This window comes from Xanthomonas sp. DAR 34887 (genome assembly GCF_041245805.1).
Classification (GTDB): Bacteria; Pseudomonadota; Gammaproteobacteria; order Xanthomonadales; family Xanthomonadaceae; genus Xanthomonas_A; species Xanthomonas_A tesorieronis.
Map to the genome: position 1 here is coordinate 928,952 of NZ_CP162490.1, position 26,953 is coordinate 955,904.

At 66.3% G+C, this 26,953-nt stretch carries 21 protein-coding genes and 1 other RNA gene; 8 read left to right on the top strand and 14 right to left on the bottom strand.

From position 1 onward, the window contains the following. The first annotated feature begins 29 nt into the window (after positions 1–29). Positions 30–848: a fructosamine kinase family protein gene (locus AB3X08_RS04025; protein ID WP_369936387.1), complete on the top strand. Its 819-nt coding sequence runs from the start codon at positions 30–32 to the stop codon at positions 846–848. A 130-nt stretch (positions 849–978) separates the two neighbouring features. Further along, positions 979–2,160, top strand: coding sequence for a M23 family metallopeptidase (locus AB3X08_RS04030; RefSeq protein WP_369936389.1), 1,182 nt, complete (start codon positions 979–981; stop codon positions 2,158–2,160). A gap of 139 nt (positions 2,161–2,299) precedes the next feature. On the opposite strand, the gene AB3X08_RS04035 is transcribed toward AB3X08_RS04030, so the two are convergent. The 5 genes from AB3X08_RS04035 to AB3X08_RS04055 form a co-directional block, all read right to left on the bottom strand. Continuing rightward, positions 2,300–5,068, bottom strand: a complete 2,769-nt coding sequence (locus AB3X08_RS04035) for a zeta toxin family protein (protein WP_369936390.1) — start codon at positions 5,066–5,068, stop codon at positions 2,300–2,302. Then, complete coding sequence (locus AB3X08_RS04040) at positions 5,065–5,403, bottom strand: hypothetical protein (RefSeq protein ID WP_369936392.1); 339 nt, start codon at positions 5,401–5,403, stop codon at positions 5,065–5,067. The genes AB3X08_RS04035 and AB3X08_RS04040 overlap by 4 nt, the downstream gene beginning before the upstream one ends. A 27-nt stretch (positions 5,404–5,430) precedes the next feature. Beyond that, entirely contained in the window at positions 5,431–5,796 is a 366-nt protein-coding gene (locus AB3X08_RS04045) for a zeta toxin family protein (RefSeq protein ID WP_369936394.1), read from the bottom strand. Positions 5,797–6,559: 763 nt separating this feature from the next. Next, a complete protein-coding gene (locus tag AB3X08_RS04050) occupies positions 6,560–7,795 on the bottom strand; it encodes a multifunctional CCA addition/repair protein (protein ID WP_369936396.1) in 1,236 nt (411 codons plus the stop codon). Positions 7,796–7,923: 128 nt separating this feature from the next. Then, positions 7,924–9,876, bottom strand: a complete 1,953-nt coding sequence (locus AB3X08_RS04055; RefSeq protein WP_369936397.1) for a transglycosylase SLT domain-containing protein — start codon at positions 9,874–9,876, stop codon at positions 7,924–7,926. Between the two features lie 623 nt (positions 9,877–10,499). On the opposite strand from AB3X08_RS04055, the gene AB3X08_RS04060 reads away from it, so the two are divergent. Further along, on the top strand, positions 10,500–13,385 hold the full coding sequence (locus tag AB3X08_RS04060) for a TonB-dependent receptor (RefSeq protein WP_369936399.1): 2,886 nt from the start codon (positions 10,500–10,502) through the stop codon (positions 13,383–13,385). A 430-nt stretch (positions 13,386–13,815) separates the two neighbouring features. On the opposite strand, the gene AB3X08_RS04065 is transcribed toward AB3X08_RS04060, so the two are convergent. From AB3X08_RS04065 to AB3X08_RS04080, 4 genes are all read right to left on the bottom strand, one after another. After that, complete coding sequence (locus AB3X08_RS04065; RefSeq protein WP_369936401.1) at positions 13,816–14,583, bottom strand: endonuclease/exonuclease/phosphatase family protein; 768 nt, start codon at positions 14,581–14,583, stop codon at positions 13,816–13,818. A gap of 28 nt (positions 14,584–14,611) precedes the next feature. Further along, complete coding sequence (locus tag AB3X08_RS04070; protein ID WP_369936402.1) at positions 14,612–15,442, bottom strand: thiol:disulfide interchange protein DsbA/DsbL; 831 nt, start codon at positions 15,440–15,442, stop codon at positions 14,612–14,614. A 118-nt stretch (positions 15,443–15,560) separates the two neighbouring features. Then, positions 15,561–16,202: a thiol:disulfide interchange protein DsbA/DsbL gene (locus tag AB3X08_RS04075; RefSeq protein ID WP_369936404.1), complete on the bottom strand. Its 642-nt coding sequence runs from the start codon at positions 16,200–16,202 to the stop codon at positions 15,561–15,563. An 85-nt stretch (positions 16,203–16,287) separates the two neighbouring features. Next, the gene (locus tag AB3X08_RS04080) at positions 16,288–17,100 is read right to left on the bottom strand and encodes a c-type cytochrome (RefSeq protein WP_369936406.1); all 813 of its coding nucleotides are present in this window, start codon (positions 17,098–17,100) and stop codon (positions 16,288–16,290) included. A 129-nt stretch (positions 17,101–17,229) separates the two neighbouring features. Here AB3X08_RS04080 and yihA point away from each other — a divergent pair, with 129 nt between their 5' ends. Next, positions 17,230–17,853, top strand: a complete 624-nt coding sequence (yihA, locus tag AB3X08_RS04085; RefSeq protein ID WP_369936408.1) for a ribosome biogenesis GTP-binding protein YihA/YsxC — start codon at positions 17,230–17,232, stop codon at positions 17,851–17,853. Between the two features lie 289 nt (positions 17,854–18,142). On the opposite strand, the gene AB3X08_RS04090 is transcribed toward yihA, so the two are convergent. The 5 genes from AB3X08_RS04090 to AB3X08_RS04110 all read right to left on the bottom strand — a co-directional run bounded on the left by AB3X08_RS04090 (position 18,143) and on the right by AB3X08_RS04110 (position 21,740). Continuing rightward, the gene (locus AB3X08_RS04090) at positions 18,143–19,135 is read right to left on the bottom strand and encodes an MBL fold metallo-hydrolase (RefSeq protein WP_369936409.1); all 993 of its coding nucleotides are present in this window, start codon (positions 19,133–19,135) and stop codon (positions 18,143–18,145) included. A gap of 107 nt (positions 19,136–19,242) precedes the next feature. Beyond that, positions 19,243–20,073 (bottom strand): helix-turn-helix domain-containing protein, encoded by an 831-nt coding sequence (locus tag AB3X08_RS04095; RefSeq protein WP_369936411.1) that lies wholly within the window; start codon positions 20,071–20,073, stop codon positions 19,243–19,245. Positions 20,074–20,340: 267 nt separating this feature from the next. Further along, positions 20,341–20,416: non-coding RNA, sX9 sRNA (locus AB3X08_RS04100), on the bottom strand. Positions 20,417–20,477: 61 nt separating this feature from the next. Beyond that, positions 20,478–20,936: a VOC family protein gene (locus AB3X08_RS04105; RefSeq protein ID WP_369936412.1), complete on the bottom strand. Its 459-nt coding sequence runs from the start codon at positions 20,934–20,936 to the stop codon at positions 20,478–20,480. A gap of 108 nt (positions 20,937–21,044) precedes the next feature. Further along, positions 21,045–21,740 carry a VIT1/CCC1 transporter family protein gene (locus AB3X08_RS04110; RefSeq protein WP_369936414.1) on the bottom strand — a complete coding sequence of 232 codons (696 nt, stop codon included), beginning with the start codon at positions 21,738–21,740 and terminating at the stop codon, positions 21,045–21,047. 219 nt (positions 21,741–21,959) lie between these two features. Here AB3X08_RS04110 and AB3X08_RS04115 point away from each other — a divergent pair, with 219 nt between their 5' ends. From AB3X08_RS04115 to AB3X08_RS04130, 4 genes are all read left to right on the top strand, one after another. Next, positions 21,960–23,324, top strand: a complete 1,365-nt coding sequence (locus AB3X08_RS04115; RefSeq protein ID WP_369936416.1) for a glutamate--cysteine ligase — start codon at positions 21,960–21,962, stop codon at positions 23,322–23,324. A 1,613-nt stretch (positions 23,325–24,937) separates the two neighbouring features. Beyond that, the gene (locus AB3X08_RS04120; RefSeq protein ID WP_369936418.1) at positions 24,938–25,339 is read left to right on the top strand and encodes a hypothetical protein; all 402 of its coding nucleotides are present in this window, start codon (positions 24,938–24,940) and stop codon (positions 25,337–25,339) included. 505 nt (positions 25,340–25,844) lie between these two features. After that, positions 25,845–26,285, top strand: a complete 441-nt coding sequence (locus tag AB3X08_RS04125; protein ID WP_369936420.1) for a hypothetical protein — start codon at positions 25,845–25,847, stop codon at positions 26,283–26,285. A gap of 154 nt (positions 26,286–26,439) precedes the next feature. Beyond that, positions 26,440–26,898: a hypothetical protein gene (locus AB3X08_RS04130; RefSeq protein ID WP_369936421.1), complete on the top strand. Its 459-nt coding sequence runs from the start codon at positions 26,440–26,442 to the stop codon at positions 26,896–26,898. The last annotated feature ends 55 nt before the right edge of the window (positions 26,899–26,953 follow it).

Sequence of the window (26,953 nt, forward strand, 5' to 3'; positions counted from 1 at the left end):
CCCAAGCGAAACGCCCTCTAACCTGAGCCATGCCTACCGCCGGTTCCGACCTGTTCGACCTGTTCGACCTGCCGTCGCGCGATGGCCTGCACCGGCTGACGTTGCGCGACGGACGCGGTGCGATCTGCAAGCGCCGCCGCGCCATGCCGGCCGATTTCTTCGCCGCCGAGGTGTGCGGCCTGGAAGCGCTCTGCGCTGCAGGCGGCCTGCGCGTGCCGCAGGTATACGCGCAAGGCGAGGACTGGCTGCTGCTCGAAGACCTGGGCACGGCAGCGCCCCATCCGCACTTCGCCTCTGTCGCTGGCGAGGGCCTGGCGCGTCAGCACCGGGTGCGCGGCGGCTCCTTCGGTTTCGGCCACCACGGCTACATCGGCGACAGCCCGCAGGACAACCGCGCCGACAGCGACGGCCATCGGTTCTTCGTCGAGCGGCGGTTGCGCCCGCAGGCGGAGCGCGCGCTGCGCAACGCGGCCCTGGCCCCTGCCGACATGGCGCGCCTCGAGCGGCTGTATGCACGCCTGCCGCAGCTGATCCCGGCGCAGCCGCCGGTGCTGCTGCACGGCGATCTATGGCAGGGCAACCTGCATTGCGCCGGCGACGGCCTGCCAGCGCTGATCGACGCCGGCGCAGCGCACTACGGCTGGGCCGAAGCCGAGCTGGCGATGCTGACGCTGTTCGGCGAACCCGATCCGCAGCTCCTGCGCAGTTACGCCGAACACGCGCCGCTGGCCAACGACTGGCGCGAGCGCGCGCCGCTGTACAACCTCTACCACCTGCTCAACCACCTCAACCTGTTCGGTGGTGGCTATGCCGCGCAAGTGGAGCGGGTGCTGTCCCGCTTCGGATAGGCATGCAGAAGGGCGCCTTGTGGCCGGCCCGAATCATCGGCAAGCTTGGCCATCGGTTTCCACGCAGCGATTGCCCAGAAGCGAACGGTCGTCGCTTCGCTTCACGCATCTTCCGAGGAGTGTGCATCGAATGCTTCGCAGCGCTGCACTGGTGCTCCTGTTTGCGGGAATCCTGGGCGTTTCCGCTGTACGTGCCGAAGAAGCCTTGGCGCCGGTGGAGGCACGCGCACCGTTCGCGCCCGCTGCGTTCTCGGGCAGCGACGGGCGCACGCATCTGGCGTATGAGCTGCACGTCACCAACTTCTATGGCGACTCCGGCGCACTCGCGCCGCAGGGCTTGGCCGTGTTCGGTGACGATGCGGCCATGCCGCTGTTGGCACTGGATGCGAAACAGCTAGCGCAAGTGGTGAAGCCTGCGCCGGCGGCGCATGAACCGGTGGCGATCCTCCCCGGCAAGCGCGCGGTGTTCTTCGTCTGGCTGACCCTGCCAGCGGGTGCAGCCGTGCCGCACCGCCTGCGCCACCGCATCCCATTCACCGCGGACACCCATGCGAACAGCACGCTCGATGGCGCCACTGTCCAGGTCGGCGATGCGCAGCCCATGGTCATCGGCGCGCCGCTGCGCGGTGGCCGCTGGCTGGCCCACGAAGGTCCTGGCGCCGCCCAGTCGCACCATTGGGGCAGCCTGGTGGCGGTGAACGGGCAGCTGACCATTCCGCAGCGCTATGCCCTGGATCTGGTGGGTGTCGACGCTGCCGGGCATGCGCTGAGATCCGGCGTAAAGGACATCCGGAACACCCGCTACGCCGATTGGATCGGCTATGGCGCGGACGTGCTTGCCGTGGCCGACGGCGTCGTGCGCAGCGCGCGCGATGGCGAGCCCGAACACCAGCCGCTCAGCGCGCAACCGGAACCCACCGCGCTCACCAGTGACGGCCTGTTCGGCAATTACGTGGTGCTGGAAATCGCGCCGGGCACCTTCGCAAGCTATGCGCATCTGCGGCGAGGCAGCCTCAAGGTGAAACCGGGCGACCGGGTGCAGCGGGGGCAAGTGCTCGCGCAGCTGGGACAGTCCGGCAATTCCGCCGCACCGCATCTGCATTTTCAGCTGTCCGATGCCGTCGCGTTCGAAGGTTCGGAAGGCGTGCCTTACGTGTTCGAGCACTTCGGCTACCTCGGCACCGAATCCGAAGCCCAGCTGTTCGGGCAGGACGCTCCATGGAAAGCCTCGCCCATGGAACACCGCCGGTCGCAGCTGCCGCTCAACGACGTGGTGATCCAGTTTCCCGGTCTGTCAGGGCCAGGACCCTAACCGAAGGCGGAAGACCGCCGCTCGGAACAACTGTTGCGCAGCGTGATCCTGCGTCAAGGGCCATGGCTTGGCACGAGCCGCAGGGCCGCGAGCGTTCTGGGCCGGCATAACCGCGCGCCCTGCTGCGGTCCAGTCGGCCTCAACCGATTGCAGGCCCGCTCTTGCCGGCAGGCCCTTCCTGCTGCCGTTGCTGCGCTTCCAGCGCCAATTGCTGCTCGCGCTGTTGATCGAACACCTGCGCCTGCTGCACCGTCGCCTGCAACGGCGCGGCCGGCTGCGCCACGTCGGTCGACGCACGGAAGCCAGGCGTCGAACCCGCCACCCAAAGGCTGTCGCCGGCCATCAGCACGCGGTCGATCTTGCCGGCATCGGCGATCCCCGCCTGCTTGGCGCCGAGCATCGCCTGCGCCACGTGGTCGTCGCCGATATGCGCCGGCACGTCCTGGCGGATGCGCGCGAACATCGCCTGGTCCGCTGCCGACAGCGCGGCGAGGCCCTGCGCCTGGCCGGCGCTGCGTTCGGCCGCCGGCGCCTGGCTGACCAGGTGGGGCGAACGCAGTTGCGCCCACTGGCTGGCGTAATCGCCCATCTCCACCGACTGCGCCGTCGCCGGATCGATCTTCACCATCTTCGGCGCAGCGAAGGCGCTGTCGCGCTGCAGTCCCTGCACCTCGCCGTCGGCGCCCATGCGCACGTTGTTGATGCGCACGCCCTCGCGTTCGCCCTGCACCAGCAGCGCCGCGGCCACCTTCTCGCTGTGCGGACCGGAGCCGATACCCTGCCCGGCTTCCATGTGGTGCACCTCGCGCAGAGTCCGCGAGAACTCGGCATGGCCGGGGTGGGATGGATCGCGCAGGTCGCCTGCCCGATGTGGTGTTGCCGGCGCCGCAGTGGGACCTATGGCCTGAGCGGGTTCAACGGACCGCGCGGGCTCCTGCTGTGGCTCCCGGGCTTCGGCCGCCCCCCGGGCAGACACCGGCGCGTGCTCCCTCGCCTGATCGCGCGATCGCTCGGCCTCCATCGCTTTCATCGAGGTGTAGGTTGCTTCCAGTTCGTCTGGCAGATTGCCAGTCGCCTGGCGCGTCCCCAGCCAGCCATCGCGCGTCCACTGCCCCTGCGCACTGCGTGTGTAGACATGCCCGTCGGATCCTGGCTGCACCTGCGGGTTGTCGCGCGCGCGGGTCACCGCTTCGGGAACCGGGCCATGGCGATCCCAGCCCGCTCGCGCATGCAGCTCGGCGTAACCCGCGGCGATCGCCGCCGGCGAGCGTGCCGCGTTGTAGGTCACCACCGACTGCGCGAAGGCATCCAGGGCAGCGGCCTTCTCCGGACCGGCGCGGTCGCGAACGGTATGCATGACGTTGCGCTCCAGCAAGCCATCGGCGACCTGCCGGGTCCATTGGCCGCTGCGCGCATCGCGCTCCCAGGGCGCCTCGCGCAGGCTCGGCCGATCGCTGGCGTCTGCCGGAACACGGTAGGGATCGATCGGCACGTCCGGCGTGGCCAGACGCAGCTGCGCCGCGCGGCTGGCCGCCTTGAAGGTCAGCTCGTCGGCTATCCGCGGCGGGGCGATCTCTTGATGGGTCACAGAGAGGCCGTGATCGCCGAAGGCATCCACCACCGTGCGGGTCCAGCCCTTTTCCGGCGCCTTCGGATCGAAGCTCCAGGCGACGCCGGTGTGATCGGTCTGATTGTTGATGCGGCGCTGCTCCAGCCACTGCACGGCCTCGTTGGCCCCCATGGCGCCCACCACGCCGCCGGCCAGCCCGGTCACCAACAATCCCGGCCCGGTCTCCACGCCTGCCGCCGCGCCGATCTGTGCGCCCAGCGCCCCGCCGGCCCAGGCGCCGACATTGCGTGCGCCGAACTGCAGCATCTGCGACTGCGCACCGACCTCGTTGCCTTGTGCCTGCAATTGACCGGCGCTGCGCGCGGTCTCGGCAGCGTCGTAGGCCGTGGCCGCGGCACCAAGCACACCCATCCCACGCATCGCCACCGGCTTGACCCGCACGTTGAAGTCCACCGTGTGCGCGGCGGCCGCCTGTCGCTCCACGCCTTCCACGACCCGTAGCTGCGCGCGCTCGGCGAGCAACTGCGCGGCCGTGTCCGGCGCCACGTTGGCATTGTGCGGGACCTGTTCGGGCAGTTCGGCATGCCAGCTGCGCTGCCCCTGCCAACCCGCATTGACGCCGCGCGTCACCGCCGGATCCTGCAGGCGCGCCTCGCGCGCCTCCCGCAACACCTGGCCCGCTGCGCGGGTATCGTGCCGGCTGTCGTAGAGTTGGACGCCTTCGCGGTTGAACAGGCGGATCGGCGCCGTGGTCTGCTGCTGCACCGTCTCCAGGCTGGCGGGCAGCTTGTCGTAGATGAAATCGCGTGCGCTTTCGGGCACGTAGCGGCCGTGGCCAAGCGCATCAAGCGACCTTGAGAATCGATTGTCGACACCAAATTCGCTCTCCAGCTTGTGCGCCGCCATCGCCCGCACTTCTACGTCATAGCCACGGGACTGCAGGTCCTTGATCAGCCCGGCACTCCATTCGCCATTGCTGAGCGTGGTATCGAAGATCAGGTTCTTCCTGCCATCGACCGTGGCCCTGAGCAACTCGTCGGCCCATTGGCTGGCGTCGGGATGGGTGAGCCCGGACCAGGTGTAGGGGTGGGCGTTGCGAAAATCTCTGACTTGCGGGTGGAATTCCCGCAGTTGATCTGGATCGACCTTGACTACATCCCAGTCGAGTTCACGCTCAGCCATCTCGGCGAGACTGCCTTTTCCGGCGCCTGGCTGCCCAGCCAAAATGATAGCCTTTGGATGCTGAAAGGAAGATTTTTCGGGCAATCCACTCTTAAAAACGATTTCCTCGCCAAAAATCCTTTCATGCTCATCGCTTGGAAGCTTGCCATCACTCACAAGGCACTCCCATTCTGCTCAAAGTAGGCATGCAAATCAGACATTCCACCCATATTTAATAGGGCAGACCCGACAGCAAAATCCTTTCTCTTTGCATTTTCTATAACTAATGGATCGCCATTGGCTTTGGCATCTTTGAGTTCATCGCGCACTTCCGAGATGAAGGAGCCAAGCGTATCTTGTAAGATCCACACCGCGCCATCAAATGGCATCAGAGGGTTTGGGTTTTTGCAGTAATTATTAAGCACATCTTGAAGCTTTTGAATCTTTTCGGGGTATTCCCTAAGTATTTCTTGCAGCTTCTGCGGCACGGGGGGAGGGGGCAAGATCTTCATGCTGCACATCCTTGGAAGAAATTTTTATTAAACAGATGCGTTTTTTACTAAGCGCTCTTCACCGCCCAGTGTTGCACCCAGAGTTGCTTTTTTAGCATTGGCCTCGAACTGGCGCAACCATTGGCTGGCTTCGGGATAGGTGAGGCCGGACAAGGTGTAGGGGTGGGTGCCGTGCCAATCACTGACACTTGGATGGAATTTACGTAGATCGTCAGAATCAATCAAAACCACATCACTGCGCATTCTTCGAGGCAGCTCGAGCAAGTCACCTTTTCCCGAACGGGGCTGCCCCGCCAAGATGATAGCACTGGGGTGTTCCAGCGATGATTCGCGCTTGGAAATAAGCCCGAAGCTCATTTGATTCGGACATGCCATGGTTTTTGGAGTTCGCATGTCTTGTCAGTCTTTCCTTTTCCTGTGCCTTGTTGATAATTTCCGGAACACCTGAAGACTCGGCGGTGCTGAGTTCATCGCGAACTATTACGTAGAAAGAATCAAGCGCACCCTCAAGACTCCATATGGCCTGCTCGAACAAGGGAGTGCCATGGAGAGGCCTGGCTACCACATCATTGAGCGCTCGCTGCAACTCATCCAAGTATTGAGGATAGTCCTTAAGCACTTCCCGCAGCTTCTGCGGCGCTGGAGGAAGGGCAAGGTCTTCATGCTGAATATCCTTGGAAGAATGTTCTATTAAAAGACACCCTGGGTCGAACGCCCTATCGCTGCTGAGCGTGGTACCGCGAGATCAGCCTTTCGCATCGGCCTCGAACTGGAACAGCCCTGGACCGGCATCGTGGCGGGTGAGGCCGGAGATCGGCCGCAAGCCAAGCCATTTTCTGGCTTTCCTGTATCTGGCTTCTTTCCCGATGTAGTTGGGAGAGACGCCGATGGAAGCCTAGCCCATTGAATATCGCCGATCGCAGCTGCCGCTCAATGACGTGGTGATTCAGTTTCCTGGCCCGTCAGGGTTGGGTCATAACCAAAGGCAGAAGCCCGCTGCCTGGAACAGTTGCAGTTGTCGAGATGACCGAAGCGGCTTTCGGCCAGCCTCTGCAAGCGTATCGCGTCGCGTCCCCGCCAGCCGCTTCGAGCCGCCGTTTTATCAGGTGAAAACCCGCCGTGCCTGCGAGACGGCTTGCGGCACGGCGCGGCTGCGTCAGTCCGCAGACGCGCTGCGCGCCGCGGCGATCGCCGCGATCCGCGCTTTCGCGAGCGCCTCGCCGATCTGCGGGCCGCTCAGGCCCTGCGCGGCCAGGTCGCGGGCGTTGACCGCCAGCGCGGCGGCGTGCAGACGCTGCAGCTCGCGGCCCTGCGGGTAGTCGGCGTCTTCGCTGCCGAGGCGGCCGCGCTTGTCGGCTTCGCACACCAGCGCCAGCTGCGCGATGCGTTCGGGCTTGCGGAAGCCGTCGCAGCGCTGCAGCAGTTCGTGCACGGTGCGGTCGCGCAGCTCGGCCAAGCGATGCACGTTCAAGTGCTCGCGGCAGGCGATTTCGGCCAGCTGGCGGTGCTCCTGCGGCAACTTCAGCCGCTCGCACAGCGCGCGCAGCGGGGCGACCCCGCGCTGTTCGTGCATCACGTGCCTGGGCCATTCCGTGGGAGGCGTCAGCGCCTTGCCCAGGTCGTGGGTCAGCGCGGCGAAACCGATCAGCGCATCGCCCGGCGCCAGCCGCGCGGCCATGTCGCTGACCAGTTCCTGATGGCGGCCGGTGTCGATCTCGGGATGGTATTCGGCGCGTTGCGGCACGCCGTACAGCGCCTCCAGCTCCGGCAGCACGCTGCGCAGCGCATCGGCATCGTGCAGGGTGCGCAGGAACGCCGACGGTTGCGCCGAGGCCAGGCTGCGGCGCAGCTCCTGCCACACGCGCTCGGGCACCAGCGTGTCCAGTTCGCCGCTGGCGGCCATCTCGCGCATCAGCGCCAGGGTCTCCGGCGCCACGCTGAAACCGAGCGGCGCGAGCCGCGCCATGAAACGCGCCGCGCGCAGCACGCGCAGCGGGTCTTCGCCGAAGGCCGGGCCGATATGGCGCAGCACGCGCCGCTCGATGTCGCGCACGCCGCCGTACGGATCCACCAACGTGCCGCTGTCCTCGTCGCGGGCGATCGCGTTGATGGTGAAGTCGCGCCGCTGCAGGTCTTCTTCCAGCGTCACCGACGGATCGGCATCGACCACGAAGCCGTGGTAGCCGCGCCCGGACTTGCGCTCGGTCCGCGCCAGCGCGTATTCCTCGCCGCTGTGCGGATGCAGGAACACCGGGAAGTCGCGGCCGACCTGCTTGTAGCCCAGCTCCAGCATCTGCTGCGGCGTGGCGCCGACCACGACCCAGTCGCGGTCGCCGGGCGGTTGCCCGAGCAGGCTGTCGCGGACGGCGCCGCCGACGAGGTAGATGTTCATTGGCCGGGATTCGGGATTAGGGATTCGGGATTGGCAAGGGCGGTGTCGAGCAAACGGATGCCGCCCTGGCCTATCCCGACGATGCTACCTGCATCCAGACGCGCTGCGCTGTTGCCAATCCCGAATCCCTAATCCCGAATCCCCGCCTCACACACGAACTTCTTGCGCGGCGCATCCAGCTTGCCCAGCATGCGGTCGCTGACCGGCAGGGCGTCGCCGTTGAGGCGCCAGTCGTAGATCACGCTGAAGGCGAGGATGCGCGCGACGTATTCGCGGGTTTCCTTGTAGCTGATGGTCTCGATCCAGAAGTCGGCGTCGTGGCCGGGGCGCTGGGTCTGCCAGCGCGCCGCCGGGCCGGGGCCGGCGTTGTAGGCGGCGATGGTCAGGTAGGGCAGGCCGTAGGTATTCAACAGTTGGCGCAGGTAGGCGGTGCCGATGGCGATGTTGGTATCCGGGTCGTACAGGCTGGCGGCGCCGCCGTAGCCGGCCAGGCCGAGGTTCCTGGCCACGCTGGCGCCGGTAGCCGGCAACACCTGCATCAGGCCCATCGCGTTGGCCGGCGAACGCGCGTTCGGATTGAAGATGCTCTCGGCGCGGATCTCGGCGGCGACCCAGGCCGGGTCGATCGCGTTCTTGCCCGCTTCGCGGCGGATGGTGGCGTCGTGGTGCAGCGGGAAGCGCAGCGAATACAGGCGTTGCTCGTCCGGCAGCCTGCCCAGCGAAAACACCGCGCGATCGAACCAGCCGTTGTCGCGCGCCACTTCCACCGCGATGCGCCGCTGGGTGTCGTCGAAGCGGGTCAGCGCGTCGTTCCACTCGGCCGTGGCCCACGCCGCGCGGTCGATCTTGAACAGTTCCAGCGCGCGCATCAGCGCCGGATCGCGGGCCACCGCTGCCTGTGCCTGTGCGCTGTCGTTGGGTTCCCACGGGCACAGCGCGTACGCCTGCTTGAGCCGGTCGGCGGCCATGAAGCCATGGAAGGTGGCGGACTTGGCGGCCTCGCGGTACAGCCGCTGCGCCTCGCCGGCATTGCCGGTCTTTTCCGCCAGCCGCGCCTCGAAATACTGCCAGCGCGAATCGTTGCGCTGCGCCGGCCCCATCTTGCGGATCGCCGCCAGCGCCGCCGGCCAGTCGCCGCGCGCCATGGCCTCGCGCGCGCGCCACTCGTGCAGGCGTTCGTCGTAGGCGGACTCGGGCACCGCGTTGAGCCGGCGCGCCGAATCCGGGCCGTACGAGGCCACCGTCCACAAGGCGATCTGGTACAGCACCTCGCCGCGCTGCGCCTCGCTCAGCTGTAGCGCCTGGGCGAATTGCGGCAGCTGCCGCTCGGCCGCGTCCGGATCGGTCTTGGCCAGTTTTTCCAGGCCGTCCACCGCCACCTTGCGGCTGCGCTCGGTCTTCGGCCAGGTCAGCGCACGCGTGTGCACCGCATCCAGGAACGCCGCGTAGTCGTTGGCCAGGGCCAGCTCGGCGGCGGGCAGGCCGCGCGCGGCGCTGCGCATCACCGCCGGCTGCTGCGCATCGGCCGCCGCTTCCACGCGCGCCCAGCGCAACGCGTCGGTCATGCCGCCGCGCGCCTGCAGCACCGCGAACACGGCGTCGCAGGCATCCGGCAGCGACTTGCCGCTGCTGCGCCACAGCGCCTGCGCCTCGTCGATCCATTGCGCATCGGCACGGCCGGTGGCCTGGCGCGCGTTGAGCTGGGCGCAGCGCAGGCCGGTGTTGTCGGTGGGTTTCCAGTTGGCCAGCAGCGCCGGCCAATCCTGGCGCCGCGCCAGCGCCGGCAGCCACAGCGCGCGGAAGCTCTCGGCCACCGGCTGCCCGGCGTAGCGCTTGAGGAAATCCTGCGCCTGCGCATCGGAAATGCGGTCGATGTTGCGGCGCAGGTTGGCGTATTCGAGCCAGCCATACAGCGGATGCTGTTTGAACGCGGCCGCTTGCGCGGGATCGAACTGGCCACGCTCGGCGGCGTCGATCGCCGCGCGCAGCGCAGGACGCTGGGCGTCCAGGTTCTGGGCGAGGGCAGGCGCGGTGCCGCACAACGCGGCGGCGAGCAGCAGGAGAGACGTGCGCAATTTCATGCGCGGGACTATACCGAACGCCGATGAATCGACGCGGCAAAGGCTTGCGGCGATTGTGGCGCGAGCGCTGTGGGCAGGGGGGCAGGGGTGTTGCGGCCCAACGCTACCCCGGCAACGTTATTGGCGCAGCAGGGCGCCGGTTGGATCCGGCGCAAGGGCGCTTGGCGTACCGATGCACCGGGCGGTCGTCATGCGCTGCGCGTGCCACACACTTGAAGCTGCACGAAGCTGTGTCTGTCGTGCATCGTCGGAGGCTGCGATACGGTATTGCGAATGGGCGCACTGTCGCGCTACAGGTGGCCATGTCGCTCGCATCGTCCGGCAAGGTGGGCCGCATATGCGGTGCTCGCACTTCGCGAGTCGGCCTGCGCACGCCGCCTGCCGTTGTCTTTCGCCGTGTCCTGGCGCCCGTCTGCCTGGTCCGCCTTGTCCTGCGCCGGTCGGAGTGCGAGTCCGGGTGGACTGCCGCCATGTCTACGAGATCGTCCAGTCGGTCCAGGACTGTCCGAATCGCGGTCCGATTGCTTGCTTAGGGTTTACGTTTTGTTTACAAGGTAGGCCACGCCGTCGCGGTGCAGGGGGTCGCAGCGGCCGACCCACATCCTTTCTGGAGAGAGAGACGGATGAATTGCCTGCACCGCCATCCTTTGGTTTTCGCGGTTTCCTTGTCCTTGCTGGCCGGTTCGCCCGCGCTGGCCATCGCCCAGCAGGCAGCGCCCGCTGCCCCCGAGTCCGCCACCACCCTGGACAGCGTCCAGGTCACCGGCACGCGCATCCGCAAGGCCGAGCTGGAGGGCCAGGTGCCGGTGCAGACGCTGAGCCGTGCCGACATCGAACGCACCGGCCTGACCTCGATCGGCGACGTGCTGCAGGAACTGACCGCCTCCGGCTCGGCGTTGAACACCAAGTTCAACTCCTCCGGCAACTTCGGTTTCCCGCCCGACGGCAGCGGCGTCGGCGCCGGTTCGGCGCAGGTGGACCTGCGCCATCTGGGCGCCAAGCGGGTCCTGGTGCTGGTCGACGGCATGCGCTGGGTCAACGAGTCCTCCGCGTCCGGCGTGGGCGCGGCCACCGACCTCAACACCATTCCGCTGGCCATCGTCGAGCGCATCGAGGTGCTGGAAGACGGTGCTTCCTCGCTGTACGGCTCCGACGCCATCGCCGGCGTGGTCAACATCATCACCCGGCGCAAGTTCGATGGCGGCCAGGTCACGCTGAACTACGGCCAGTACGACAAGGGCGACGGCGCCAGCAAGGGCGTGGACCTGGCCTGGGGCCACAGCACCGATCGCACCAGCCTGTTCCTCGGCGCCAGCTACACCAAGCAGGATCCGATTTACGCGCGCGACCGCAAGCAGTCGCTGTATCCGGTGCCCGGCACCGGACTCGCCTTCGCCAGCTCGGCCACGCCGAACGGCCGTTTCATCTTCGTCGATCCGATCACCGGCGCCGAGCAGGACCTGACCCCGAACAGCGGCGCCAGCACCCCGACCTACGACGGCAGCGCCGGCTGCGCCCGCAGCGACGACTACCACTGCTTCAGCACCGCCGACCGCTACAACTTCGCCGCGTCCAACCTGTTGCTGACCCCGTCCGAGCGCAAGGGCGTGTTCGGCCAGTTCCGCTACTTCTTCAACGACGACGTGCAGTGGTACCTGAAAGTGCTCGGCAACCGCCGCGAGTCGACCAACCAGGCCGGGCCGGAGCCGATCTTCCTCGGCCCGGATGCCGGCACCGGCAATCCGCTGGCCGACAACATCGTCATTTCCGCGGCCAATCCGTACAACCCGTTCGGCTTCGACCTGGATTCGTCCAGCAACCTGATCATGATCGGGCGGCGGCCGGTGGAAGGCGGCGCGCGCGTGTTCGAACAGCGCGTGGACACCCAGTACGTGGGCACCGGCTTCATCGGCAGTTTCGAGAGCGCCGACCGCACCTGGTTCTGGGACGTCAACGGCGCCTACAGCAAGAACAAGGCCGAGCAGACCAACTACGGCAGCTACAACATCTACAACATCAACCTGGCGCTGGGCGATCCGGCCGCCTGTGCGGCGGTGGCCGGTTGCGTGCCGTTGAACATCTTCGGCGGCGCCGGCAGCATCACCCCGGAGATGCTGCGCTGGATCCAGCCGGTGGTGCACGACCGCAGCCAGAACGAGCTGACCCAGTTCACCGCCAACCTCAGCAGCGACCTGTTCACCCTGCCGGCCGGCGAGGTGTCCTTCGCCACCGGCGTGGAATACCGCAAGTACGAAGGCTGGTACCACCCGGATCCGTTGACCGTGATCGGCCACTACAACGGCGTGCCGTCGTTGCCGACCGAGGGCAGCTACAACGTCAAGGAAGCCTATCTCGAACTGAGCGTGCCGATCTTCGCCGACTCGCCGCTGGGCGATAAGCTGGACCTGAGCCTGGCCGGGCGTTACTCGGATTACTCCACCTTCGGCGGCGAATTCACCCCGAAGTACGGCCTGCGCTGGCAGGTGTCGCCGGACTTCGTGCTGCGCACCAGCTATGCCGAAGGCTTCCGCGCGCCGACCATCGGCGAGCTGTACGGTTCGGCCGCGCGCGCCGACCTGACCCTGTCCGATCCGTGCTCGATCGGTCTGGGCGGCACCGCGCCGCGCGGCAGCGCCGCCAATTGCGCCGCGCTCGGCGTGCCGGCCGGCTATCAGCAGGCCAACTCGCAGATCTCGGTGACCACCGGCGGCAACCGCGCGCTGGAGCCGGAGAAGGCACGCAGCTTCAGCGCCGGCTTCGTGTGGAGTCCGTGGTTCGCCAGCAACGTGCCGTGGTCGGACCGCTTTGATGTGGAGGTGACCTTCTACCGCCACGACATCGATGGCGCGATCCAGGCGATCAATGCGCAGACCCAGCTCGACCTGTGCGTGGACACGCTGGACGCGACCTATTGCGACGGCATCACCCGCGCGTCCACCGGCGGCATCAATGGCTTCAACAACCGCCTGACCAACCTGGGGTCGATCAAGACCGACGGCTGGGACGTGGACCTGTTCTGGACCTCGCCGCAGACCGCCGCCGGGCGCTTCAAGATCGGCTGGCAGAACACCTTCGTCACCCGCTACGTCGCCACCGGCGCCGCCGGCCAGGTGCAGCCGCAGGAACCGGGTGTGGAAGTGGTGGACAGCGCGATCCCGGAGTGGACCAGCAACCTGACCCTGGACTGGTCGTTGAACCGCTGGAACGCCTCGTGGACGGTGCGGCACATTTCCGAACTGACCGAGCAGTGCGGCGACGCGGTGGCGTTCCCGGTGTGCAGCAACCAGGCCGCCGGCACCAACACGCTCGACGCGATCACCTACCACGACCTGCAACTGGGCTACCGCTTCGACTGGCTCAAGGGCCTGACCGTGAGCGGCGGCGTCAACAACGTCTTCGACAAGGATCCGCCGATCTGCCTGTCGTGCTCGCTCAACGGCTACGACGCGTCCACGTACGACATCCCGGGTGGGCGTTATCTGTATGTGCGGGCGGATCTGAAGTTCTAGGGCGCTTGCGCTTATGCAGAACATGGGAGCGACTTCGGTCGCGACGGAGCTGGTCGGTAACGCCCGTCGCGACTGAAGTCGCTCCCACATTGTCCGCACGCCATCGCGCTTTCTGTAGGAGCGGCTTCAGCCGCGACGCTTCACCGATGGCGCACGGTCGCGGCTGAAGCCGCTCCTACAGGGAGCGTTGCCGCAGCGCAGCGATGCCATGCCGCACAGGAAACGCGGCAGCTGGCTAGCGCAGCAGCCCCTGCGGCACTTCGATCTCGGTCGCCACTGCCAGGTGGTCGGAGCGACCGGCGCATTTCTGTAGGAGCGGCTTCAGCCGCGACGCTTTACCGATAGCGCCCGGTCGCGGCTGAAGCCGCTCCTACAGGGAGCGTTGCCGCAGCGCAGCGATGCCATGCCGCACAGGAAACGCGGCCGCTGGCTAGCGCAGCAGCCCCTGCGGCACTTCGATCTCGGTCGCCACCGCCAGGTGGTCGGAGAACGCGGCCGGGAGCGCGCGCTGCGCGTTGCAGCGCAGGCCGTCGCTGACCAGGATGTGGTCGATCGCGCGCTGCGGGCGCCAGCTGGGGAAGGTCGGCACCACGCAGCCCGGCGGTTGCAGCCGGGTGCGCTTGTACAGGGCCTGCATTTCGGGCCGGTCGGCGACGCAGTTGAAGTCGCCCATCAGCACCGCGTTGGGATGGTCGGACAGCAGCTCGGCGATGAACGCCAACTGCGCCGCACGCGAGTTGGCGCCCAGCGACAGATGCGCCACCGCGATCGCCAATCCTTCCGCGCCGTCGCCGAACTTGGCCAGCAGCACGCCGCGTCCGCCGAGCCGGCCGGGCAGGGGATGGTCCTGCACTTCGACCGGCTCCAGCCGGCTGAGCAGGCCGTTGGCGCTGGAGGCCACGCCGCCCATGCGCCGGTTCGGCTGGTGGCTCCAGTAGTTGAAGCCGGCGCGCTCGGCCAGGTAGTGGGTCTGGTTGGTGAAGCCTGAGCGCAGGCTGCCGGGATCGCTTTCCTGCAGGCCGACGATGTCGTGCTCGCGGGCCAGCTGCGCGATCGCATCCAGGCTGCTGCGCTTGCTGCCCGCCGGCAGCGCGTGCGACCAGCTGCGGGTCACGTAATCGCTGTAGCGGCGCGTGCTGGAGCCGGCCTGGATATTGGCGGTGAGCACGCGCAGCGTGCGGGTGGTGGGAGCGGTCACGGCAGGGCGGCCTGGTGGGAGCGGGAGCTTACTTGGCCAGCGCCGCACGCTCGCGCGCGATCAGGTGATCGGCGATGCGCAGCTTGTCCGGGTAGCTGTTGCCCTTGATCAGATACTTGCCGTTGACGATCAGCGACGGCGTGCCGTTGATGCCGCTGCGCGTGGCGAACTGCTTGGCACGGTTGGTCTTGCTGCTGACCGCGAAGCTGCCCATGGTGTCGGCGAACTGCTTGGGATCCACGCCGTACTTGGCGTAGAAGCCGGCGATGTCCTGCACCGAGTCGCGGCCGCGCTCGCCCTTGAGGGTCTGGTCGACGTGGATCGCCTTGTACAGCGCCTCGTGGGTCTTTTCCTGCACGCCCAGCGCCTCGGCGGCGTAGAACGCACGCGCGTAGTCGTCCCAGGTGCCGCCGAACATCGCCGGCACGTACACGAAATGCACATCCGCCTGCAGGCCGGCCTTCCACGGGCCGATCAGCGGCTGGAAGCCCGCACAGGCCGGGCACACATAGCCGAACACTTCGACTACTTCGATCTTGCCGTTGGTCGGCTGGAACGGCTGGCCGCCCGGGATATCGACATAGTCGGTGCCGGCGACCGGCTCGGCGCCGCTCGGCGCACGCGCTGCGACCGGCGCGGCCGGCGTTTCGGCGGCAGGCGGCGCTGCGGCATCGGTCGCCGGGGTGGAGGCGGTTTCGGCGGTGGCGGACGGTGCGGTGTCGCTGGCGGCGGGCGCGGCCGGCGCTGCGGCCGGTGCGTCGGCGGCCGGGGCGACGGTGTCGGCAGAGCCGTCCTGGGCCTTGCATGCGACCAGGATCGGCAGCAGGGCCATCAGGGTCAGGGCGAAGCGGGTCTTCATCGGCGACATCTCCAGCAGGATGGGGGGTAGAACGCCGGCCGCGCCGAATAGCGCGGCAGGCAACCCCGGCATGATGCCATGGCGTGGATGAAGCGCCGTGCTGCGGGTTCGCGCGGGATTACTTGCCCGCGCGCTCGCGGGCGACCAGCGCATCGGCGATGCGCAGCATGTCCTGGAAATTCTTGCCCTTGACCAAGTACTTGCCGTTGATCACCAGCGCCGGCGTGCCGGGGATATCGCTGCGCGTGGCGAAGTCGCGCGCGGCCTTGACCTGCGCGGCCACCTGCGGGCTGTTGTAGGCGGCGACGAAGTCCTGCGGCTTGACCCCGTACGCGGCGTAGAACGCGGCCAGCTCTTCCGGCGCCACGTTCTGGACCGGCACGCTGTGCTTGTCGTGGATCGCCTCGAACAGGTCGTGGTGGCTGCGGGTCTGCACGCCCAGCTTCTGCGCGGCATAGAAGGCGCTGGCGAAGCTGTCCCAGAAACCGCCGAACGCCGCCGGCACCAGGGTCACCCGCACGTCCTTGCCCTGCTTGCGCGTCCACTCTTCGAAGATCGGTTCGAAGTGCGCGCAATGCGGGCAGGTGTAGCCGAACACTTCCACCACCTCGATCTTGCCGGCCAGCGGCGCGAACGGCTGCGGCTTGGCGATCAGCGCGTAGTCCTCGCCTTCGACCGGGGCGGCGGTCTTGGGCTGCGCGCAGGCGCTCAGCGGCAACAGGGTGAGCAGGCACAGCAGCAGGCGGGGCAAACGGTTCATGCGATCTCCATGGCAAAAAACGAACGCCGGTCGTGACGACCGGCGCGAGGGGGAAGCGGTCCGGCGCCGCGTTCGCGGCGCACGGTTAGGATTGTTGCGCAGGCGCCGCCTGTTGTGGCGCCGGCCCTGCCTGCGCCGCAGCCGCGTCGTCGGCGCGGTCGTGCAGGCCCTGCAGATAGCTGCCTAGCGCCTTCATCTCCTGCTCGGTCAAGGGCTTGGCCACCTGCGCCATGATCTTGAACATGGTCTGGTCGCGCTCCTGCGTGGTGCCGGACTGGTATTCCTGCAGACGCCGCGCCACGTAGTCGGCGTGCTGGCCGCCCAGGTGCGGATACGCCGGGCCGGGATTGCCGGCGCCGGTGGGGCCGTGGCAGGCCATGCAGGCCGGAATCCCGCGCGACGGATCGCCACCGCGGTACAACTGCTGCCCGACCTCGTAGAACTTCATGCCGGCGTACGGGCCGTCGCTGACCACCGCGTCGTCGGCGATACCGGCGCCGGCCTTCTGCGTGGCGAAGTAGGCGCCGATGTCGCGCATGTCCTGTGCGCTCAGCGGCTGCACGAACGGCACCATCGCCGCCACCGCGCCGGATGTGCGCTCGCCGTGCGCGATCAAGGCCATCTGCCGCGCACTGTAGCGTTCGCTCTGGCCGGCGATGCGCGGGTACATCGCGATCGCGGGGTTGCCGTCGGCGCCATGGCAGGCGGCGCAGGCCGCTGCCTTGGCCTGGCCGGCCTTGGGATCGCCCCAGGCGACCTTGCCGACGTCGCCTTCCAGCGGCGCGGTGCGTACCGGCGCGTTGTCGGGAATGGGAACCACCGAGGTCTGCGCGAACGCGACGACAGCGGCGGCGGAAACGGCTAGACCGGCAAAGGCAAGAACGCGAGCGTGGCGCATTAGCTGAAGCTCCGTGTGACCCGACCCGCGGCTGCCAGGTCGGCGACCGCACTCGCGCGATTATCCCTGCGTGGCGCCCTGCCGGTCAACGAACCCCGCCCGGAGCGGCGGACGTGCGATCCTAGCGCCATGTCGCTCCTCATCGAACGTGCCCAATACCTGCTTTCCGCCCACAATCCCCGGCAGCTGCCGGAGGACGGGGGCTGGGAGGTGGCCTTCGCCGGCCGCTCCAACGCCGGCAAATCCAGCGCGCTGAATGCGCTCACCCGGCAGAACGCGCTGGCCCGCGTGTCCAAGACCCCTGGCCGCACCCAGCAGCTGGTGTTCTTCCATATCCAGCCCGAGCGCTATCTGGTGGACCTGCCCGGCTACGGCTACGCCAAGGTGCCGCTGGAGCTGCAGGCGCACTGGCAGGCGTTCATCGACAAGTATTTCCGCACCCGCGACGCCCTGCGCGGGCTGGTGGTGGTGATGGACATCCGCCATCCGCTGAAGGATTACGACCGGCAGATGCTCGGTTATGCGGTGCAACGCGGATTGCCGGCGCATGCGCTGCTGACCAAGGCCGACAAGCTCGGCCGCGGCCAGCAGGCACAGGCGCTGCAGCAGGTGCGCAAGGAGCTGTCCAGCTCCTTCGGCGACACGGTCAGCGTGCAGCTGTTTTCCGGCGAGACCCGCCAGGGCGTGGACGAGGCGCGTGCCATCGTCGGCGGCTGGCTAGGGCTGGAGACGGAGCCGACCGCCGCGGAGTGAGCGTGGTGCGCGCGGCCTCTCGTACCCAAACGCCGCGAGACGCTTTCGCGCCGCACCCTCACCCCAACCCCTCTCCCGGTGGGAGAGGGGCTAGCGGTTGTTCCTTCTCCCCCCGGGACCATGGCCCCCTTTTGGGGGAAGATGCCCCGAAGGGGCGGATGAGGGTACGGGCGAAGCCTCGTGCGCCCAAACTCCGCGAGACGCTTTCGCGCCGTACCCTCACCCCAGCCCCTCTCCCGGTGGGAGAGGGCCAGCAACTGCTCCTTCGTCCGCAGGGAGAAAGCCGCCCTCAAGGCGTCGCCGGCAACGGCGTGAACTCGGCGGGCACCCAGGCGAAGGCTTCGCCCTCGCGGCGCACATGGCCCAGGCCCGGGAAGGGCAGATGCGCGCCGGCCACCCACCAGCCGCCGTCGGCGGCCTGGGCCATGGTCCGCTTGCGCGCGGCGATCGCCGCCGTGCGGTCGCTGTCGGCTTCGTACGACGCCTGCGGCTGCGCGAATTGCACCGCGTGGTAGTGCACCAGATCGCCCCACACCAGCAACTGCTGGCCACCGCCGCCGTCGAAGCGGTAGGACACGTGGCCGGGCGTATGCCCGTGCGTGTCCAGCGCCACCGCGCCGCCGGGCAACGCATCGCCGGGACGGAAGCGGCGCAGCCGGTCCTTGGCCTGGTACGGCGCCGCCGCCGCGCGCGCCAGCGGGAAGGCGAACTTCAGCATCTGCGGTGCGCTGGTTTCGCTGGCCGGATCCAGCCAGTACGCGGCATCGGCCGCGCTCAGCCACACCGTGGCGTTGGGATAGGCGGCCTGTCCTTGCGCATCGAGCAGGCCGCACATGTGGTCTGGGTGGGCATGCGTCAGCAGCACGTCGTCCACCTGCGCCGGCGCGTAGCCGGCCGCGCGCAGGTTCGTCAGCACCTGGCCGAGCCCGGGGCCAAAGCACGTGGCGGTGCCGGTATCGACCAGAGTCAGGTGCGTGCCGTCCTGGATCAGATAGGCGTTGACCGCGGTCTGCAGGCCTTTGTCGTTCTCCGGCACATAGCGGTGGTCGAGCAGGCGGGCGATCGCCTCCGGGGGAATGTTCGCCAGTTGCGCGCGCGGCAGCGCCACGGTGCCGTCGAACAGGGCGGTGACGCGCAACCGGCCGATCGCCTGGCGATACACGCCGGGCACCTGCGTCTGCGCGCTGGTCGGCGCGGCGGCATGGGCGGGGGATGGCAGCGTCAGCGCCGCGCTGGCGCTCAGGGCCAGCGCGCACAGCGCGCGCAACGGGAACACGGACATGGGGACTTCCTGGCAGAGCGGCAGGCGCCGCGGTACCGGCATGCTGCGCCTGCGCTGCTGCGCGATTCGCTCATTCCGCTGCGCGCGGCGCTCAGCGCCGACGCGGCTCAGTTGCCGATGCTGGACGGGTCCAGGCCGTAGCGTTGCTGGAAGCGTTGGCTGAAGCTGCGTACCGAGCGGTAGCCGGCGTGCGCGGCGACCGTCTTCAGCGGCCAGCGCGTGGTGTAGAGCAGCTGCATCGCATGCGCCAGGCGCGCATCGGCGAGCAGGTCGCGCAACGAGGTTCCTTCGCTGGCTAGGTGCCGGCGCAGGGTCGCGCCGCTGAGACCGAGGCTGTCTTCGATGTCGCGCGAACGCCAGGCGCGTTGCGGCTGCGCGACGACCAGGTCGCGCACCCGCGCGGCCACGCTCGGCGCCGGCGGCAGCAGCAGTCCGCCGTGGCCGCGCCGGCACAGCGCCACCACCAGGGCCGCCAGCGCCAGCCGCGCCTCGGTGTACCGGCCGTCCTGCAGCGCCTGCCGCCATTGCAGCAGGGTGCTGCCGAACTCCTCGGCGCGCAGGCGTGCCAGCTCCGCGCCGGCGGCGGGAAGCGGTTCGTTCCACAGCACGCGCGCCGCGCTCAGCGCTTCCTCGCACAACGGCACCAGCACGCTCAGGTACAGGCCGCTGTGCGGATCCGGGATGTTGACCACATCGATGCGGCAGCGCCGCGTCACCAGGAACAGGTCGCCCGGCACGAAGTCCAGGGTCTGCGTGGCGGTGCGCACCTGCTTGCGTCCCTGCAGCAGGATCGCCAGCTGCGGCTGCGGGATCTCCACCGAGCGCGCGCCGTGTTCGCGACGCGCGGTGATGCAGGCATAGCCCTCGGCCTGCGTACAGTCGGCCAGGCTGGCCAGGCGCGCCAGCAGCAAGGCGTCGGGGGAAGTGGTGTCGGCCATGGCCGTGATGCTAGCGCAGCGCGGTGCGCGCGTGCTCAGAGTAAAGCACCGGGCCGCTACGTCGCAGCCGGCAGGACCAGCACGACTATGCTGGTGCCGGCCCCGCAAACTGCCGGTCTCCGCGCGCCACAGGCCGCTTCCCCGCGGGTTGGCCATCCGCGCCGCGGACAGCGACGCATATCGCCTCAAAGTGCATCACTACACTTTAGCCAGCGGCGATCGAAAGTGCCGGAGCGCCCCACGCCATGCCGGATGAGACTTTAGAGTGGCTAACAAAACGTCGCGAGCAGTCGCCATGCCGGCGCGGGCGGCGCACAGGAACTGCAGCATACAAGTGGGACATGAGGATTCCGAGTGCTGCACGCACCCGGCCGGCGGCTGCGCAGTCGTTGTATTAGCTACTCTTACCTGGGAGGTTGCATGACCTCGATGGTGATCCCGTCGGGCCCGCTGACATAGGCAACGACGGTTCCCGCGCGTGGCCCGGCCTCGATCGGCCGCGGAGATCCTTTCAAGTGCCATCCGTGCGCCTGGATCCTGGCGACAGCCACGTCGATATCCGTCACGGTGACGGCAAGATGGGCCGCGCCGATCGCGCCAGCGCTTGCGGGTGTCTTGCCCAACGTGCGGGCTGTCGAGTATTCCAGCAGTTCGATGGGAAAGCCGGCAGGCGATACCACCAGCGCCATGCGGCAACGAGGATCGTCGACGCCCGTCACCTCGCGCAGGAAATCGCCGCCCATTTCGCCTGTGCGGACAAGTTCGAAGCCCATGGCCTCAGTCCAGAACTCGATCGCCTCATCCAGCGATGAAACGGAAAATCCCATGTGGTCGACGACGAAGGTACCAGTGCTAATTTTCATTACTCCAAGTCAGGTTCCGTTTTGAGCGATGGGCGTGCGGTTGCCTTGCATTTCGGGGGAACAGGTGTCGCCATGCCGGTGATGCTACCCAGTACGGTACGCGTCCGCTCAGACGTGCACGCCGAACAGGCGCCCGACCGCGCCGGTGGCGAGCATCGCCGCCGCGCCCCAGAACACCACGCGCACCGCGCCGCGCAGCCCGGAGGCGCCGCCGGCGCGTGCCGCCAAGGCGCCGGTCAGCGACAGCCCGAGCAGCGTCGCTGCGACCGTCACCCACACCTGGCGCTCGGCCGGCGCCAGCAACGCGGCCAGGATCGGCAGTGCCGCGCCGCAGCAGAACGCGGCCGCCGACGCCAGCGCGGCCTGCAGCGGCCGCGCGCGCAGGGTCTCGGTGATGCCCAGTTCGTCGCGCGCATGCGCGCCCAGCGCATCGTGCGCGGTCAACTGCTCGGCGACCTGGCGCGCCAGCGCCGCGTCCAGCCCGCGTTGGCGGTAGATGCCGGCCAGTTCTTCCAGTTCGCTGTGCGGGTCCTCGCGCAGTTCGCGGCGCTCGATCGCCAGGTCCGCGCGCTCGGTGTCCACCTGCGACTGCACCGAAACATATTCGCCCGCGGCCATCGACATCGCACCGGCCACCAGGCCGGCGATGCCGGTCGCCAGCACCACTGGCGCCGGCGCGCCGCTGCTGGCCACGCCGACCACCAGCCCGGCCACCGACAGGATGCCGTCGTTGGCGCCCAGCACCGCGGCACGCAGCCAGCCGGCACGATCGGCGCGATGCAGTTCGGAATGGGCGGGGCGCATCGGCTGCCTGCATGGCGAAGAACAGGCCTGCAGCCTAGCCGAGCCCGGCGCGGCCGGCGGTGCTGCGTCTCACTCTCGCTGGCGCCGAGCGGGCGGTCCGTGGAATGCTGCGGTACCGCCGGTAGCGATGTGGGCTTCGCGCCGGTCACGCTATAGTGCGGGCCTTGCGATGCGGGCGTTCCGTCCCCACATCGCCTCATCTTCCGTGCGAGCCTGCCCTTGTCGAGCCCAAGCCACGTTGCCGAAACGCTGATCACCGACCGCAACGAACTGGTCGAGGTGCTGGCCTCCGGCGAAAAGCCCGAAGCGCAGTGGCGCATCGGCACCGAACACGAGAAGTTCGGCTTCCGCCTAGACGACCTGCGCCCGCCGACCTTCGACGGCGAGCGCGGCATCGAGGCCCTGCTCACCGGCCTGACCCGCTTCGGCTGGGAGCCGGTGCAAGAAGGCGGGCATACCATCGCGCTGCTGCGCGACGGCGCCTCGGTGACGCTGGAACCGGCCGGGCAACTGGAGCTGTCGGGCGCGCCGCTGGAAACCATCCACGACACCTGCGTGGAAGTGGGCAGCCACCTCAACGAGGTCAAGCAGGTCGCCGACGAACTGCGCCTGGGCTTCCTCGGCATGGGCTTCCAGCCGAAGTGGCGCCGCGACGAGATGCCGTGGATGCCCAAGGGCCGCTACCAGATCATGAAGAACTACATGCCCAAGGTCGGCAAGCTCGGCCTGGACATGATGACCCGCACCTGCACGGTGCAGGTCAACCTGGACTACGCCAGCGAAGCGGACATGATCAAGAAATTCCGCGTGTCGCTGGCGCTGCAGCCGATCGCCACCGCGCTGTTCGCCGACTCGCCGTTCGCCGAGGGCAAGCCTAACGGTTACCTCAGCTACCGCTCGCACATCTGGACCGACACCGACGCCGATCGCACCGGCATGCTCGACTTCGTGTTCGAAGACGGCTTCGGCTACGAGCGTTATGTCGACTACCTGCTCGACGTGCCGATGTACTTCTCCTATCGCGACGGCACCTACGTCGACGCCAGCGGGCAGAGCTTCCGCGATTTCATGCAGGGCAAGCTGCCGGCGTTGCCGGGCGCGCTGCCGACGCTGCGCGACTGGTCCGATCACATGACCACCGCGTTCCCGGAAGTGCGACTGAAGAAATACCTGGAAATGCGCGGCGCCGACGCCGGCCCGTGGGGTCGGCTGTGCGCGCTGTCGGCGTACTGGGTCGGCCTGCTGTACGACGATGCCGCGCTGGACGCGGCATGGGACCTGGTCAAGGATTTCAGCCTGGTCGAACGCCACGCGCTGCGCGACGGCGTGCCGAAGCAGGCGCTGAAGCTGCCGTTCCGCAGCGGCACCGTGCAGGACCTTGCCGCCGAGTCGGTGAAGATCGCCTTGAACGGCCTGCGCCGCCGCGCCCGTTTGAACGGCGATGGCCAGGACGAATCGCGCTTCCTGGAACCGCTGGTGGAGATCCTGCACGCCGGCGAGACCGCGGCCGAGCGCAAGCTGGAGCTGTATCACGGGGCTTGGCAGGGGAGTGTGGACCCGGTGTTTTCCGAGTTCGCTTACTGATCTGCGTGCGCCGGCCGCTGTCGATGCGGCTGGCGGTTCTGTATCGTGAAGTCTTGCTTCGGAGAGCTGCTTCATTGCCGGCGTGGTGTCGCACTCCCATGCTATTTGGCGTGCGCACGCTTGATGCATAGGGAGAGGAACCCAGCCGGAGCCGGCCGGGGAGTTTCTCCCACGCTGCCGAGAGTAGATGCCCCGTTACGCCTTCACAGTCACAGGTGTAACTCATACCACCTGTGCGAACGTCGGATAACGCGATTGCTGTCTTTGGCCGAACTGCCATCCATGAGCTGGCAAGTCGCTGAAAGGTAATGGGAATTAACTTCTTTCCAGATTCGTCCGATGGTGGATACTCGGTGCAACACCGCTTTTAGGCGGTCCAATAGTAGTTAGCCATCACAACGGACATCAGGGCTAATCCATGGAGTTCTCTGCGGTAGACGTTCTTGATGTGTCTCAGGCCGGCTTCATAGCCGTAGTTGTTACCCCTGACTTGCCTGAATTTCCTCCCGGCAGCGTCCATCCGGTACAAGTGACGCGCCCTGATGGGAGCCTTCTTGAGGTGCCGGCCATTGTTGAGTATCGGCGGCGCCCACCACTCAAGCCAGTGCTCCTCCGATTCTCTGGGCTCGTTCCCGCTGATATTCCAGTAGGCTCTACACTCGTCATCGACACCATGGCCGAGTTAATGGCTAACAATTCATTCAAGCCGAACCCGCTTCACGGGTCGGCTTAATTCAGGCGTTAGGCCGCCGGAGAGATCATGCACCCGTTGACTTATTTACCTCTAGTTCTATTTGCTGCCGTCATAGCGAATGATTGGTTGCTGGCCCATAGGATCCGCAAGGCCGTTGGGGCGCAGCGGCTAGAGTCAGCTGGCCTGGGGGATTTTCGCTCCGGTGGCTCGCCGCTTGGGATCGTCCTTAACCTATTCCGCATGCGCAAAATTCCCGCAACTAATGATCTGTCAGACCCAGACCACATTGTCATTAGGCGGCACTACCGTGCTCACCAGGTTCTCGTCGGGTTGTTGGGCGCTTGCATTGTCGTGCTCTTGCTCCTTCGGGCAGCGGCCTAACAATTCATCCAAGTCGAACCCGCTTCGCGGGTCGGCTTAATTCAGACGTTGGGCCGCAGATCATGCAACCACGCGTAGTCATTGGTACCCTCGCTCTATCTGGGATGCTGACGGGCTGTGGCTTGTTCGACTCCGGCAGTCCTTGGAGTTCCGGCAAGTTTGAGGTGCTCTGGGTCGATGGCCCCTCTAATAGTCATCTGGCATATCGTATCGACGCCACCACCTCTACCGAGGTTGTAAGCGGCTGCATTGTTGCAGCTGGCGCAAACGAAAAATACGTTGTCGTTAAGCAACTCAATCAAACGCGCGAGAGTTTCTATGTCGTCACGAGAGACCGATATGGCCTGTCCGGCCTGGCACCAGGTGCCGTCGTCGGGCCGTTGTCGGGGCCAGAGTTCGCAACTTCTGGCGCGGCGCTCGCACTACCCGCTCTCAAGGATGTTCTACCTGCCAGCTCATGCAATACTGCGACCTGACAATTCATTCAAGCCGAACCTGCTTCGCGGCTCGGCTTAATTCAGGCGTTAGGTGGGCGGCCATGCATATCGTCAAGGACAAAATTCCAAAAAGCGCGAGCTTCGTGCTCAGGCCAAGTCTCTTGGAGAGGATGATCCAAGAGGTTGGCCTATCTGCGCGTATCGATCTGCACCAAATTCACTCTGCCATCCTCTTTGACGCCTTCTTTTGGCCGCCTCGGCCAAATGTGCCGCACGAGTTTTTTTTAGTCCGTGCGGGCACAGTTCCTGCAAATCAGGCGAAGATTGCGCGTGCCCACATTGAGACGAGTGTGCTACCGGATTTCATCGCATGGGCTGCAGCCATCCTGCAGCTCCCGCCTAATTCCCCCGTCCGTCGGAGCAATCAGAAGTTCGCCCGCGTGCTTCCCGGCCATATGCCTAACCATTCATCCAAGCCGACGCCGCTTCGCGGCGTGGCTTAATTCAGGTGTTAGCACCAATGAAAGTCATTGTCCTTCTGCTGCTTTTCTGGGCGCCTATTGCGCCCTTGGCTGCAAAATGTGGCGATAGATTCCTTGTCTTTTCTGGATCTGTCATAGACAAGCAGGGCAATCCCGTCAAATCTGCACTGGTGAGCGTTGCTTGGTCCGAGAACTCCATGTCACGTGGTCCCGCCATGTCGCTCACGGATTCAGCAGGTCGCTACTCCATTCCAATCACCTTTAACACGTACTCAGGCCATTTCGCTTTTCGGGGCGACAACTGCAACGGCGCTCTTAAAAGAGTGTCCGTATCTGCTTACACCGATTCGAAACGATCGTGGCCCCTGATTCTAGATATCGGCTCCAAGTCACAGGTTGACGTTCCTTTGCTAGAGATCGTTTTTCCAATCCAGCGCGAGCCAACTTGGCCACATGAGGTTGGGGCTAACAATTCATTCAAGCCGAACCCGCTTCGCGGGTCGGCTTAATTCAGGCGTTAGCCCCCATGAAATACGACGACGCATCTTGGCATTCTGGCGGAGAGTTCCCGAAGGATCTGCCGTCTGAGGCTGGTGCCACCCACTCGGGGATGTTTGTAGCTTGGGCGTTGCTCTCCGGACTTGCTGGCGAGCTTCACCTTGAGGACTTCCCAGCGAGCATTCCGCGATTGACGGATCGCTCAATCACGCCTGGCGCCTTCTTTTTAGCTGTCTGTGACGGAAAGTTCACTGACGAAGACCTGAGCGATGATGGTAATGCCTTCGCTGAGCACTACTTTGACTTTGACAAGGGCCAGTACCTTGCAGATTACGAGGCGGCGCTGGGTCATGGAATTCCTGCGGGGCCCAATGGGATCTATTACATCGCTGACACATGGGACAACTTCGACAAGCTAAGGCCCGTGCTGGATCGTCGCCTAGAGGAGTGGCGCGCCAATGTGGGATAACAATTCATTCAAGCCGAAACCGCTTTGCGGTTCGGCTTAATTCAAGCGTTAGGCCTACAAAGCGATGATGTCGCCACGTTCTAAGCAAAAGAAGGAACTCTACAAACTGGTCGTTGCCAGATCTGGCATCTTTCAGGCTCAGAGGACGTGTCAGATGATCCTAGAGAAAGTGACGGGCTTTAGTGACAGTTTTTACGCGCCGCTGTTCCATGCCGCAGTGATTTCGTATGGGCGGCCGTTTGTGGACAACAAATCCACTGGAGTGTTGTCTAGGCACTGGTCTGACTTCACGGATGCAAGACTATCAAAGACACACAAGACTTTGCTCAAGACGCGGCACGAACTTGTGGCACACAGTGACTCTCAGACCCGGATAGTTCATGTTATTCCCACGTCAGCCGACGAGCCCGGCATGTCCAAGCCGCGAGATCATGTGTCCGTCAAGATCAGCTCTTACTACTACAAACCTCAATTATTTGCGGACGGCTACGACACCTGTAATTATCTAGTTGGGCGCCTCTCAGACCGCATCGACACCCTGATATCGGAGCTATACGACGGCCTATACCTGCCATCGCAATCCTTCAAACTGGACTTCACAGACGGGCTGTAGGCCTAACAATTCATTCAAGCCGAAGCCGCTTCGCGGCTCGGCTTAAATCCTAGTG

Excerpts from the sequence above, each read along its gene's own strand:
- AB3X08_RS04025 (WP_369936387.1), top strand. The coding sequence starts at position 30 with ATGCCTACCGCCGGTTCCGACCTGTTCGACCTGTTCGACCTGCCGTCG.
- AB3X08_RS04030 (WP_369936389.1), top strand. The coding sequence starts at position 979 with ATGCTTCGCAGCGCTGCACTGGTGCTCCTGTTTGCGGGAATCCTGGGC.
- AB3X08_RS04040 (WP_369936392.1), bottom strand. The coding sequence starts at position 5,403 with ATGAAGATCTTGCCCCCTCCCCCCGTGCCGCAGAAGCTGCAAGAAATA.
- AB3X08_RS04045 (WP_369936394.1), bottom strand. The coding sequence starts at position 5,796 with ATGCGAACTCCAAAAACCATGGCATGTCCGAATCAAATGAGCTTCGGG.
- AB3X08_RS04050 (WP_369936396.1), bottom strand. The coding sequence starts at position 7,795 with ATGAACATCTACCTCGTCGGCGGCGCCGTCCGCGACAGCCTGCTCGGG.
- AB3X08_RS04055 (WP_369936397.1), bottom strand. The coding sequence starts at position 9,876 with ATGAAATTGCGCACGTCTCTCCTGCTGCTCGCCGCCGCGTTGTGCGGC.
- AB3X08_RS04060 (WP_369936399.1), top strand. The coding sequence starts at position 10,500 with ATGAATTGCCTGCACCGCCATCCTTTGGTTTTCGCGGTTTCCTTGTCC.
- AB3X08_RS04070 (WP_369936402.1), bottom strand. The coding sequence starts at position 15,442 with ATGAAGACCCGCTTCGCCCTGACCCTGATGGCCCTGCTGCCGATCCTG.
- AB3X08_RS04075 (WP_369936404.1), bottom strand. The coding sequence starts at position 16,202 with ATGAACCGTTTGCCCCGCCTGCTGCTGTGCCTGCTCACCCTGTTGCCG.
- AB3X08_RS04080 (WP_369936406.1), bottom strand. The coding sequence starts at position 17,100 with ATGCGCCACGCTCGCGTTCTTGCCTTTGCCGGTCTAGCCGTTTCCGCC.
- yihA (WP_369936408.1), top strand. The coding sequence starts at position 17,230 with ATGTCGCTCCTCATCGAACGTGCCCAATACCTGCTTTCCGCCCACAAT.
- AB3X08_RS04090 (WP_369936409.1), bottom strand. The coding sequence starts at position 19,135 with ATGTCCGTGTTCCCGTTGCGCGCGCTGTGCGCGCTGGCCCTGAGCGCC.
- AB3X08_RS04095 (WP_369936411.1), bottom strand. The coding sequence starts at position 20,073 with ATGGCCGACACCACTTCCCCCGACGCCTTGCTGCTGGCGCGCCTGGCC.
- AB3X08_RS04105 (WP_369936412.1), bottom strand. The coding sequence starts at position 20,936 with ATGAAAATTAGCACTGGTACCTTCGTCGTCGACCACATGGGATTTTCC.
- AB3X08_RS04110 (WP_369936414.1), bottom strand. The coding sequence starts at position 21,740 with ATGCGCCCCGCCCATTCCGAACTGCATCGCGCCGATCGTGCCGGCTGG.
- AB3X08_RS04120 (WP_369936418.1), top strand. The coding sequence starts at position 24,938 with ATGCATATCGTCAAGGACAAAATTCCAAAAAGCGCGAGCTTCGTGCTC.
- AB3X08_RS04125 (WP_369936420.1), top strand. The coding sequence starts at position 25,845 with ATGAAATACGACGACGCATCTTGGCATTCTGGCGGAGAGTTCCCGAAG.
- AB3X08_RS04130 (WP_369936421.1), top strand. The coding sequence starts at position 26,440 with ATGATCCTAGAGAAAGTGACGGGCTTTAGTGACAGTTTTTACGCGCCG.